The sequence below is a fragment of the Vibrio aerogenes genome (genome assembly GCF_024346755.1).
GTDB classification, from domain to species: Bacteria; Pseudomonadota; Gammaproteobacteria; order Enterobacterales; family Vibrionaceae; genus Vibrio; species Vibrio aerogenes.
On the sequence record NZ_AP024861.1, the window covers coordinates 2984934 to 2997533 of the forward strand.

At 40.4% G+C, this 12600-nt stretch carries 12 protein-coding genes; 4 read left to right on the forward strand and 8 right to left on the reverse strand.

The genetic code is table 11. From position 1 onward, the window contains the following. Positions 1–513 precede the first annotated feature (513 nt). Positions 514–2568, forward strand: a complete 2055-nt coding sequence (locus tag OCV29_RS13150; protein WP_073605696.1) for an ATP-binding response regulator — start codon at positions 514–516, stop codon at positions 2566–2568. Positions 2569–2574: 6 nt separating this feature from the next. On the opposite strand, the gene OCV29_RS13155 is transcribed toward OCV29_RS13150, so the two are convergent. Together OCV29_RS13155 and OCV29_RS13160 are read right to left on the reverse strand one after the other, a co-directional pair. After that, the gene (locus tag OCV29_RS13155; RefSeq protein ID WP_073605695.1) at positions 2575–4533 is read right to left on the reverse strand and encodes a DNA topoisomerase III; all 1959 of its coding nucleotides are present in this window, start codon (positions 4531–4533) and stop codon (positions 2575–2577) included. A 75-nt stretch (positions 4534–4608) separates the two neighbouring features. Further along, the gene (locus OCV29_RS13160) at positions 4609–4947 is read right to left on the reverse strand and encodes a Grx4 family monothiol glutaredoxin (RefSeq protein ID WP_073605968.1); all 339 of its coding nucleotides are present in this window, start codon (positions 4945–4947) and stop codon (positions 4609–4611) included. A gap of 389 nt (positions 4948–5336) precedes the next feature. Here OCV29_RS13160 and sodB point away from each other — a divergent pair, with 389 nt between their 5' ends. The 3 genes from sodB (at position 5337) to OCV29_RS13175 (ending at position 7419) form a co-directional block, all read left to right on the forward strand. Further along, entirely contained in the window at positions 5337–5921 is a 585-nt protein-coding gene (gene sodB / locus OCV29_RS13165; protein WP_073605694.1) for a superoxide dismutase [Fe], read from the forward strand. Between the two features lie 145 nt (positions 5922–6066). Then, positions 6067–6588, forward strand: coding sequence for a VC2046/SO_2500 family protein (locus tag OCV29_RS13170; protein ID WP_073605693.1), 522 nt, complete (start codon positions 6067–6069; stop codon positions 6586–6588). Between the two features lie 162 nt (positions 6589–6750). Then, positions 6751–7419: an SDR family oxidoreductase gene (locus OCV29_RS13175; protein ID WP_073605692.1), complete on the forward strand. Its 669-nt coding sequence runs from the start codon at positions 6751–6753 to the stop codon at positions 7417–7419. Between the two features lie 13 nt (positions 7420–7432). Here the strand turns inward: OCV29_RS13175 and OCV29_RS13180 are convergent, their stop codons facing one another. The 6 genes from OCV29_RS13180 to OCV29_RS13205 all read right to left on the reverse strand — a co-directional run bounded on the left by OCV29_RS13180 (position 7433) and on the right by OCV29_RS13205 (position 12589). Beyond that, on the reverse strand, positions 7433–8185 hold the full coding sequence (locus OCV29_RS13180) for an MlaA family lipoprotein (protein ID WP_175561609.1): 753 nt from the start codon (positions 8183–8185) through the stop codon (positions 7433–7435). A gap of 316 nt (positions 8186–8501) precedes the next feature. Beyond that, positions 8502–9008, reverse strand: a complete 507-nt coding sequence (locus OCV29_RS13185; protein ID WP_073605690.1) for a DUF2802 domain-containing protein — start codon at positions 9006–9008, stop codon at positions 8502–8504. Between the two features lie 2 nt (positions 9009–9010). Beyond that, the gene (locus OCV29_RS13190; RefSeq protein WP_073581419.1) at positions 9011–9505 is read right to left on the reverse strand and encodes a chemotaxis protein CheW; all 495 of its coding nucleotides are present in this window, start codon (positions 9503–9505) and stop codon (positions 9011–9013) included. Positions 9506–9543: 38 nt separating this feature from the next. Beyond that, positions 9544–10677, reverse strand: a complete 1134-nt coding sequence (locus OCV29_RS13195; protein ID WP_139281690.1) for a chemotaxis protein CheW — start codon at positions 10675–10677, stop codon at positions 9544–9546. Continuing rightward, positions 10667–11446, reverse strand: coding sequence for a ParA family protein (locus OCV29_RS13200; RefSeq protein ID WP_073605688.1), 780 nt, complete (start codon positions 11444–11446; stop codon positions 10667–10669). Before OCV29_RS13200 ends, OCV29_RS13195 begins: the two co-directional genes overlap by 11 nt. Positions 11447–11455: 9 nt before the next feature. Next, complete coding sequence (locus OCV29_RS13205) at positions 11456–12589, reverse strand: protein-glutamate methylesterase/protein-glutamine glutaminase (protein WP_073605687.1); 1134 nt, start codon at positions 12587–12589, stop codon at positions 11456–11458. Positions 12590–12600 lie beyond the last annotated feature (11 nt).

Sequence of the window (12600 nt, forward strand, 5' to 3'; positions counted from 1 at the left end):
TTGATTAATAAATATTAAATTTGACATTATTTTAATATACTCTAATCAACACATATGAATATAGAATGACAATTATTCACATTTTTATCGTATCAACATTACAGAGTCATAGGAATGAGTAAATTTATTTAGACTCATTGTTTATTCATAAATCAGAAGCATATTCAAAATAATTTATCAGATAATGATATTAACAGAATTTTCAGTTCATAATTAAGTAAATATTAAGTTTCATAAGATACATTGATACCACATCATTCCATTTCTCAAATGAAGTCTGATACTAAGAATCATGAACCTGTATTCCAAACACCTTATCAAGACTTCGATCACAAAAATAACCACTAACATTCACATTCAAATCAACAAGCAATCATGTAACCGATTGATATTTCGGAAAAATAAAAGCATAATAATTACTGTCCCTCATTTACCTTTCAGGTATAACGAGTTTCAAATTATTCGAAACAGAACGAATAGAATTACATTGATATCAATAGAGTAACTGTTCTTATGAATACTATTAATAAAATTTATCAAGATGCAGAGCCAAACTTATCCACACTCGGATGGCTTGGTATATTCGGCTATCCTGTATATTATTTCATTTGGAACAGCTTATTCCACCAACCTTATGAAAATATGGAATTAAGATGTTTTGGCTCACTTTTATGCCTGATTCTTGTCTTACGAAATTTTATCCCTGAAAAATTAAAAAAATTCCTTCCTTATTATTATGTTTTTACAGTAACTTTTTGTCTTCCCTATTTCTTTAGTTTCATGATGTTTATGAATCATTGGTCAACCATATGGGTGATGTCTTTTATAACCTCTATCTTCTTAAACATTATATTAATACACAATACAAAAATTCTACTATTACAAAGTATAAGTTCTTATATTTTTTCCTATGCAACGGTTAACTATATTTCATCATATAATACAATATCTTTGATTAACTGGTCCTATATACCAATTATTTTATTTATCTATATATTCGGAAATATTTTTTATTATATGCATAAAAAATCGCATGAAGTAAAAGTATCCATCGCAAAATCTCTGGGGGCCGGGATCGCTCATGAGATGAGGAATCCTTTGAGTGCAATTCATACCTCATTCGAGCTTTTAAAATCATTGATTCCGGATAGTAATGCAGAAAACAGAACAATCTCCCCCCATGATTTACGCACAATCCATCAGCTTTTAAATGGTGTCAAAGATGTGCTTGGCTCCGCCGATGAAACGATTGATTTAATTTTGACCTCAATTGATCAACACCGGGTATCAACCTCAACATTTCGTCAGCATTCTGCGCTGGATATCTTACAACAAACTTTGTCATCATTCAGTTATCGTTGTCAGGGAGATCGCAACGCTATCAACCTTGAACAACATTCAGATTTTGATTTCTTTGGTAATGATACGCTGTTGAAATACGCATTATATAATTTACTTAAAAATGCTTTTTATTACAGAAAAAGTAATGACTTCAGCATCCGTATAAAATTTTCCAGAGATGATCAATGGAACCAGATTATTTTTGAAGATAATGGTGAGGGTATTGAACCCAAACAACTTGAGCATATATTTAAAGATTTTTATACCCATGGAAAACACGGTGGATTTGGTCTGGGGCTGCCTTTTTGCCGCAGGATTATGAACTCATTTGGTGGCAGTATTCAATGCGAGTCAAGTCTCGGAGAATGGACCCGGTTTACTTTAAGCTTTCCTGATTTCGCATCAAACAGAGTCACTCTGATGAAGCAGGAAATATTAAAAATGAAGTCAATGTTATACATTAAACATGATTCAACACAGACATTCGATACCTCCATTTTCAAGCTGTTATCTCAGGAAGAGTTCAATATTGATGAAATAGATTTAGATGATGCTTTAAATAAAAAAGATTATGAATTTGAATATGATATTATCTTTGTCAACCTTGAACAAGCAGATAAGGTGCAACAGAAATTTGCAGCTTTAGAGAAAATACTGGCTTTTACCCGCGCCCAAATATGTTGTTTTTTTAACCACAACCAGCAAGAGCTAATTCAGTCTGAAAAATATTTATCACTCTTTCCGATCAAAACAGAACAACTCAACGCCACATCTCTCAGAAATACGATAGAGCAAATCCTGTTTGGTACAAAACCCCTTCGGACTGAGAAAAAGCTCCCTCAACCAGTGAACAAGGAAAGCACTGGAAAGCATATTCTGGTTGTTGATGATAATCGTTCAGTCAGAATTTTTACGGCTTTACTACTGGAGAAACAAGGCTATAAAGTCCTGCAGGCCAATGATGGTACTGAGGCATTATCTTCGGTTGAACATCAGAAAGTTGACTTGATATTAATGGATATTGAAATGCCGGTCATGGACGGTATAGAAACAGCAAAACACATTCGTTCATCCAATAAACCTTACCGCCACATTCCGATCATTGGCCATACAGGGGATAGCCAGGCGAAGACTCTTGAACAAATTAAAGCGTCAGGTATGAATGATTACATGATTAAACCAGTCCAAAAAGAGCAATTGCTGGGTAAGGTCGCATATTTAATCTGAACCGGATCAACCATCGGAACCTTTACTGACCTTCTTTCCCTGACTCTTTCTCTTTTTAAAGGTTCTTCTGCGTTTCTGTTTTTGATAATTCTGGGGCATCGATTTTAAGCTGTCCGGCAAGGGCGATGACTGCACTTTATTCATCAGTGCTGTAACCTGTTCGGCTAATGAGTGCATAAATGGCTGATAAGGTTGCTTTTTCTCAGCAATATCCTGAAGCTGATGCTCCCAGTGAGCAGTCATATCCGGCAGTGTTGCTTCTGTAGGTAAAGCATGAATTAACCCCCGGCCAGCTGCAGTGCCATGTATCGTTTTACCACGACGAGTCAGCAGCTGGCGTTTCATTAAAATATCGATGATTCCGGCCCGTGTCGCTTCCGTACCCAACCCATCAGTTTCCCGAAGTATTTTTTTTAATTTTTTGTCTTCAATAAATCTGGCAATACCTGTCATTGCCTGAAGTAATGTTGCTTCAGAAAAAGGTTTAGGTGGCTCGGTTTTGTGTGATTTGATTTCACCTTCCCGGCAAATGAGTTGACATCCTTTTTCCAAAGGCGGAACGATGTCACAGATATCAACCGATTCTTCTTTATGCCCTGTCACTTGTTTCCACCCTGAATCAATCAATTGCTTCCCGCTGGCAATAAAAACGCCACCAGCTATCTCAAACACCAGCTTAGAGCCGGCATAAACTGCCGGAGGATAAAACTGTAATAAATATTGAGTTGCAACCAGCTGATAGATTTTGCGCTCATCAGACGAAAGGCGGGTGTTATTTCCTTGTTTAGGTGTTGGAATAATGGCATGGTGAGCCTCTACTTTCTTATCATTCCAGGCCTTCGTCCGGATAGATAAATCAGCATGATTAATGACAGATTGTAACTCAGGATCAGTTGCTGAGATTGCCTGAATCACCTGATGAATATCTTTTTGATGTTCAACAGGTAAATACCGGCAATCAGAGCGGGGATATGTAATTAATTTATGCTTTTCATACAGCGACTGACAAACTTGCAGAACTTGCTGTGCATTCATCGAATAGCGTCTGGATGCATCTATCTGTAATGCTGATAATGAATATGGTAAAGGGGGAGAATGCCGTGTTTGTTTCTGTTCAGACTCTGTGACAACGGCCGGCTGTCCGGCAATCCGGCGGGCTACATTTTCAGCCAGAGGAAGGTGAAGTAATCGTCTTTCTTCATCCAGCCAGGGCTCACAGGCCTCACTGGGTTTCCAGCGTGCCCGAATATCTAAAGTCCCCTTTTCAGAGTGATAAGGAATCAATGCATCCAGAGTGAAATAATCTTTAGAAACAAAGTTCTCAATCTGTTCATCACGTCTGACCACCAGTCCCAAAACCGGGGTCTGAACCCGCCCGACAGATAAAACCCCCTGATAACCAGAACGCTGGCCGAGCAAAGTATATGCACGGGACATATTCATGCCATATAACCAATCTGCTCTGGAACGGGCTAATGCGGAAACAGATAAAGCAATAAACTCTCTGTTTGGCCGCATTTGTTGGAGTGCTTTTTTGACAGCTGCCGGATTTAAATCATTGATTAACAGTCTTTCAACCGTACTTTTCACCACCTGACTCACACGACAGTGATCGATGACTTCATCAACCAGAAGCTGACCTTCTCTGTCAGGATCTCCGGCATGAATGATGTGCTGATGAGATTGAAGGAGTTTACGAATCACTTTCAGCTGCTGCGCTGAAGACTTTCGTGGTTTGAGCTGCCATTTATCCGGCACAATCGGCAGATCTTCCAATCGCCATTTCTTGTACCGCTCATCATAAGCATCTGGCTCAACCTGTTCCAGCAAATGGCCAATACACCATGTCACAATATCCCCATTACCACAACGGATAAAACCGCTGTCCCTGTGATGGGGAGAAGGAAGAACAGCCGCGATAGCTCGTCCTAAACCAGGTTTCTCTGCAATAAATAAACGGGACATTTCAAAATAAATCAGGCCACATAATCATGTGGCCTTAAGATAACAGGGTGAACTGTAAATTTATACAGTTAAATCTTATTTTTCTTCATGTGTACCAGCACGGACAGCAGCTTCCTTAATTAAAGGCTGCAGCTCACCTTTCTGATACATTTCCAGAATGATATCGCACCCTCCAATCAGTTCACCTTCAACCCAAAGCTGAGGAAATGTCGGCCACTGAGCGTATACCGGCAACTCGGTTCTGATATCCGGATTCTGAAGAATATCAACATAAGCGAATTTTTCTCCACAAGCGATTAACGCTTGTGAGGCCTGTGATGAAAAACCACAACTCGGTAACTTAGGGGAACCTTTCATGTAAAGCAGAATCGGATTTTCAGTAATCTGTTGCTTAATCTTGTCAATTGTTTCCATTGCATCCTCTTTGGCTGACAGCAAACTTTTTTACATTTTAAATCATTACTCCAGAATAAAAAGCCTATTATTAGTAAGGTTGATATCCATAGACACTTATCCTGTTGAAAAAATTGCATTTTACAGACTAAATATCAACTGAAACTATCCGTAATTCTTCAGCCTGTGATAAATAAATTTTATGAAATCCCTTTTAATAAAGTAAAAACTTGCTAAAATAACTTCCAGTCAGTCATATTGAAACAAAACAAAAGATAAATAACCGTATATCCTTAGACAGAAGGTAAAGAAAAAAACTAAGTATCCTGATATCACGGATATACACCGGAAGTAAAAACCTGAGGAGACAATTTTGAGCAATTGTCCCTGAAAACAATGGAGATTAAGCAATGTCATTTGAATTACCAGCACTTCCTTACGCAAAAGATGCTCTTGAACCTCACATCTCTGCAGAAACGCTCGACTTCCACCACGGAAAACATCACAACACCTATGTTGTTAAACTTAATGGTCTGATTCCGGGTACAGAATTTGAAGGTAAGTCTCTGGAAGATATCATCAAAACATCTTCTGGTGGCGTGTTTAATAATGCAGCTCAGATCTGGAACCACACTTTTTACTGGCACTGCCTGTCTCCAAATGGTGGTGGTGAACCAACTGGTGCTGTTGCTGATGCAATTGAAAAATCATTTGGTTCATTTGATGCATTCAAAGCACAGTTCACAGAATCAGCAATTAACAACTTTGGCTCATCCTGGACCTGGCTGGTCAAAAAATCAGACGGTTCTCTTGCGATTACCAATACATCAAATGCAGCAACACCACTGACCGAAGATGATGTGACACCTGTACTCACCGTAGATTTGTGGGAACACGCTTATTACATTGATTACCGTAATGTTCGTCCGGACTATATGGCTGCATTCTGGGCTCTGGTTAACTGGGAATTTGTTGCTGAAAATCTGGCAAAATAGATCCTGGTTAAAATATCCGAAAGCCTGTTAGGTCAACTAACAGGCTTTTTTTGTGGCATTCATTCTTGAAAAACACCGGGTCTGAACAATCTTCTCAAGTTTTCGTACCTCTTGTCGATAATGTTGTATCGTCAAGGAGAACGTGATGTCATTACAAACCGCTGAACTCATTCACTCACTGGATAAAGCCCACTTAATTAATGAATTACAGTGTGGCCAATCTGTCAATCAGGCGGTATCTCAAAACCGGCGAGCAGATTTTACGCTTCTTCTGGCAATGCTCTCTACTGATGCCAGAGAAAACACCATCTGTGAAGCACTCCCCGTTCCGGATAAGGCAGAAAATACTCTCAGGGATCAATTTGGTCTGAATTCACCGCAGCCTCTGAGTTCAAATCAGGATACCTATCACCTTGGAGCAAACATCGCTCATTATTTTCATCATGGCGGCTTGCCTTCAGCAAAACTTCAACACTATCTGGCACCGGACGCCTTGACTTACCAACCAGAAGCAACACATGAACTTGATGAAGATGTATATCATAACTTATCAGGTCATCAACGCAGACAGCTGGAAGATCAATTTGAAAGCCCGGTTATTGCCTCAGATCTCTATAATCAGTTAGTTAGCAACTACCGTCAGTCTCAAATTCAGGCAACTATCTGATTCTTAAATGGATTCAGTTTATATCAGACTACCGTAGTGTGAATTACGCCTCAAAACGACTCACAACTCTTCCCCTGAAAACTCATTCTATGACTTTTTTCACATCATCCTTCAATCTCTTCAACCATGCTAACGGAACAAAAAACATATCAGGATCTACCAATGCATGTAAAAAACTCGATTATTCTACTGACTTCAGCAGGAACGCTCTTTGGCAATGCATTGGCAGAACGTTTCGCACAATCAGGCGCCAGAATTATCCTGGCAGACAAAGACCATGAGCGTTTAATCTCCGTTTATGAACAAAGTAAATCCGTGTCAAACAACATTCACTATTTTTATATGGATGATTACAAACCTGAGTCAATCGAAGCTTTACTTAATTTTATTCAGGTTAAATTTAATCAGGCTCCGGATATTCTCATTAATCACTGGCCAGGAACGCCTCTGCCTTCAGTCACAGATGAACATCCTCTGGAACAGTTTACGCAAAATCTGACCGATATGATTTCCACACTTTTTTCATTCGGCCAGATGAGTGCGGAAAGAATGAGAAAAGAGGATCAGGAAGGTGTTATTATCAATATTATGTCGAGCAATGATCAGAATGGTATACAGGGATTCGAAAGCTCTGCCTCAATGATTTCGGGCATGACACAGAGCTGGTCAAAGGAGCTGACACCATTCAACATCCGGGTCGGTGCAGTTCTTCCCTCAGAAAAGATTCAGGATACCAGCTCAAACATGTCGATCCAGCTGGATGAATTGATCAGAAATACTGAATATATTGTTGAAAATGAATATTTTAGTGGCAGAACCATGTCAGCCTGACAATAAAAACGGATTACTCTGCTTCATCCAGATATTCATCAAACAGTTCTTCCTGATCGGGATCATATTCTTCTTTTTGCTCGACTTCAGCTTTATAGTTCTGGTGCTGAAAGTACATATCCCGGGCCAAAGCATATGGATCAGGGGAGTTTTGGAGCATAGACTCCTGATTTGCCAGAGCAGCACGGGTTTCAAGCCCTTCAAAGAAAGATTTTGTTAATACAGCCCATATATTCAAATATGACAAAGGTAAATAAGTACTATCAACAAAATCGGCGGTATCTCTGACTGAATACGGACCAAGCGCAGGTAACATCAGATAAGGACCATTACCGATTCCATAGTGTCCCAGCGCATCACCAAATTGTTTTTCATCATCTTTATGAATACCTGCAGCAGATGCTATATCAATCAACCCAAACAAACCAAAAGTACTGTTCATCCAAAAACGGTTTAAATGGTCAACAGCCTTTTCTCCATTTCCCATAATCAGGTTATTAACAACACTTGCAGGCTCATCTAAATTCGATAAAAAATTCGCAATTGCTCTCCGGAATGGATTTGGCACATAGTCAACATAAGCCAATGAAAGGGGTTTAAAAAAGTAAGGGTCCAGATAATCATAATTTAATGCCCACGATGTCCGGTTGATACTTTCCAGAGGGTCGCTTCCGTAGGCTGATTCAGAATTTTCAGGAACTGTGCTACATCCGCCTAACAAAATTATCATTAAAAACAAAAAAAACTGTCTTAGACGGTCATTCATCATATCTTTCCATTATAGAGTCTGAACACAAATCAAATAACAAGCGCGTCATTATATCAACACTTATGATGAATTTAACCATGTAATTACTTCACTACAGCGTGTTGATCTTTCTCCGTCCCTGCCGGAGGCTATTTTTGACTCTGGCAAGGCGGCAAATGTAGAGAACAGCAGTCTATATTCAACATTTGCCAACGTGGTCAGGGTAAAAACAGACTACTGGTCAGGCTGTGAAAGATAAACACGCTCTGGGCATAAATAAAAAGGAAGCCCTTTGAATGGACTTCCTCATAACTGAACCTGAACAGGACGTGATTTATGCATTTTTCTTAGCAGAGCGAGCCTTTTGTTGTTCTCTTGCATGCGATTTACTCAACGGTGGAACTTTCTCTTCTCCTGAAATTTTCTTTTTAAGTGAAAGCATAAGTTCAGCCTCAGCCTTCGGTAGTTCACACTCTTCAATTAATTCCTCAACATCAGCACCTAGCTGGACTAACTTAGATGCTCTTGAATAAAGCCGGGAATCAGTGTCCTGTACTTGCTGTTCAAGATCTTTTACTCTTTCATTCAGATGAAGTATCGTATCTTCCTGTTCGGTAATCTTTTGTCCTAAACCAACAACTGCCGACCTCAATTCATTTAACTGCTTGTTTGTCTTCTGCAAAGTTTTATCTAACATTCTGGTTTCCTGACGTCGGTTTTCAGAGTGCATCAATAAAATATGCTTTAAACGAAACAGCAGTACAAAAAACAACAGCACAAAAAATACAGCTCCCCCAATCAATGCAGCCGGGAAGCTAAAAAATACTTCACTATCAATCATAATTATAAATGAGCCATCTCATCCCACTCCTCATCACTGAGCAATTTGTTTAAATCAACCAGAATAAGAAGCTTGCCATCTCTGTTACTTACACCCTGTATAAACTTGGCACTTTCATCAGTACCAACACTTGGTGTTGTATCTATCTCTGATGAACGCAGATATACAACTTCGGCAACACTGTCTACCAAAATACCAATCACCTGGTGCTCAGACTCGATAACAATAATTCTTGTGTTATCAGTAACTTCACCATCAACCAATCCAAATCGTGAACGTGTATCAATCACAGTTACAACATTACCACGTAAGTTGATAATTCCTAACACATAGTCAGGTGCTCCAGGGACAGGTGCAATTTCGGTATAGCGAAGTACTTCTCTGACCTGCATAACATTAATGCCGTAAGTTTCTTCCTCTAACTGGAACGTCACCCACTGAAGCACTTCGTCATTAGACTGGTCTTTTTTCACTTCTACTTCATTTGTCTGAGACATACCTTATCCTCTCTAAGTCGAATTCGACACCAACGTATCTAATTATCGAGCGCTTTGACATCCAACCCGGCTTTCAGCATCTCGATTAATGCTTCAACATGGATTAAAGCACACATTCTTTCTTTTACCATACCAGCCAGCCAAGGGCGCTTTCCTGCTTTTTCACGCCACCGGACCTTCTCGCTATCGAGTAGTTCGGTTCCCTTCAGGTGATCGCAGGCCAATCCCCAGGAACTATCACCTAACATCACGATATACTGATATCCGGATTTGTAATTCTCATCGGTCAGTTTATCGGCCATTACCCAGCAAGCTGTATCGACAACATCAAGCTGATTATCCCGGTTTGTCTGTAACCCCAAATACCACGGGGGCCGGCCAATGAGATGATTTAATGTTTCCAGTCGATGAATACCACCCAACTCATCTAAAGGAACGGCAAACATAACACCATTCACTTCAAAATATAATATTTGAAAGCGCTCTTTGCGCTCAATACTCTTCCAGTGGTTCGCCTTGCCTTCAGCCTGAGTTTCAATATCCTGTGATGTGTCCTGAGCTGTTTCGGTCTCGTTTTCCTGACGATAAGATATTTCTTGTTCTTGCTCTGTTTCAACAGCAGGTTCAGCATAAAATGACTCAGTTTTTATTTCTGGCTCAGCCACGATTGCTTCTGGTTGAGAGTCTGTTACCGTCTCTGTTACTTCTGAAATTTCTGTTTTAACTTCAACAACATCATCAGACTGAACACTAATATCCCATTCCTGAATTTCTTCCACTGAAGGTGATAATGTTTCTTCAGCGACTTCAGCTAAAGCTGCAACAGTATTCTCACTCACCTGAATCTGTGATGCGATTTTATCTGTATTTTTATCAAGTAACTCTTCTATATCTTCTATCTGATCTACAGGGTTTGTCGATTCCAGCTGATTTAACAACCGCTGAACATCTTCAAGATTCGGTAACGTGTAAGAATCGCCTGTTTCTGCAACATGTTCAGCGACACGCTGCTTCTGTAATTGTGGTACAACCTCTGTCTCTTTAGAAAGTTGTGAGGGTGATTCTGGTTTTTTTTCTTGAACCAGCTCTAAATCACCACTCTCTTCATCCAGTAAAGCAGCGAAATAATCATCTAAAGCTTGTTCACTTGATAACACCATGTCACGACTCATCAATTGCTAACCTCTCCAAATAGATAAGCAACTGCTTATATGCAAATACTCCCCGACTCCCCTCAGCAAAATGAGAAGCAGGCAGACGTTTCAAACTCGCATCTCTGAATTTAGTATCAATGGGAACAGCGGAAGTCCAGACTCTTTCCGGGTAGTCTTTTTTTAATTGAGTCAGAGTCTGCAAAGATGCTTTCGTCCTCTTATCATACATTGTAGGAACGATAGTGACTCTGAATTCACTATGCCTGGACTTTTGCATGATAGCCAGTGTCCGGATCATACGTTCCAGACCTTTCATTGCAAGAAACTCAGTTTGAACAGGAATCAGAATACGATCACTGGCAGCAATTGCATTCACCATCATGACCCCCAGGATTGGGGGACAGTCAATTAAAACGTAATCATAAAGATCGTGAAGTTCAAATAGTGCTTTTTTTAAAATCAGCCCCATACCACTTCGGTTGCCCATAACGCGATCCAAGGTTGCCAAAGACATATGGGCAGGGATGATATCAATCCCTTCAATATCCGTTTTCATGACTAAAGGGCTGACTGAATCACGCGAGATTGTTGATAGCTGAAATAAATCAAAGAGACTATTCTTAACGCCATCTGAGTCATAACCAAGATAAGTAGTCAATGAAGCATGAGGATCAGTATCAACCAGCAAAACCCGCTTTCCCTGCTTACAAAGCAAGCCGGCAAGTGTTATTGTCGTTGTTGTTTTACCCACACCACCTTTTTGGTTGGCGACACTCCAAACAATCATTGATATTCCTTATGAAAGCCCCACTTCAACCAATATGCGTTCTGCAATGCGATCAAGCGGTAAATCTTCAGATGAGATACCTGCTTTTGCAACTGCCTGAGGCATACCATAAACAACGCACGTCTCTTCATCCTGAGCCCAGATCGTCGCTCCTTCCTTTTTCAGCATCCTGGCACCTTCACGCCCATCAGCCCCCATTCCGGTCAATATCATAGAAAGGACTTTACTTCCGTAAATTTTAGCAGCAGAGCCAAATGTCACATCAACACATGGCTTATAATTCATCCTGTCGCCACCATCGATAATCCGGATTTTTGCACTGCCAGGACGACCTTCGATCATCATCTGTTTACCGCCAGGTGCAAGGTATGCAACTCCCGCCCGCAGAATGTCACCATCCTCAGCTTCTTTCACAGTAATCTGGCATAAAGAGTTTAACCGGCTTGCAAATGCAGAGGTAAATGTAGCAGGCATGTGCTGGATAAGTAACACGGGATGAGGATAAGCCGCTGGGAGCTTAACTAATATTTTTTGCAAAGCTACAGGCCCGCCCGTTGAAGTACCAATCGCAGTAAGTTGATATTTTTTACCTGTAGGCTTAAAACGGACCGCCTGTGTTGTTGACGGCCGGGTGATTGACTGTAAACTTTTACGGTTCTCTGGCCGGGAAGGCGCAGCGGTCGACCGGGTTGTTCGCCCCGCGGCCGGAGCAGCAGGAGATGAAAAAGAGCGTCTGAGCAGAGATTTCTTCTTAGAAATCTCAATCACACGTTGCTGCAAAAGCGACACAGCTTCATCACGGTTACGGGCAATATCTTCAAACTTTTTCGGCAAAAAGTCCATTGCACCAGCATCTAATGCATCTAATGTCGCTTTGGCGCCATCATGAGTCAAGGAGGAAAACATCAAGATCGGCACGGGGTTTTCAGCCATAATTTCTTTCACGGCTGAAATACCATCCATCACTGGCATCTCAACATCCATCGTAATCACGTCAGGCTTTAATGTTCTGGCTTTATCAACGGCTTCTTTACCATTAACAGCGACATCAATCACTTCTAAACGCGATTCTGAATTAATGATTTCACTAACACGACGTCTGAAAAAACTGGAGTCATCAACCACTAATACTTTAATCGCCATATTTTCCCTTT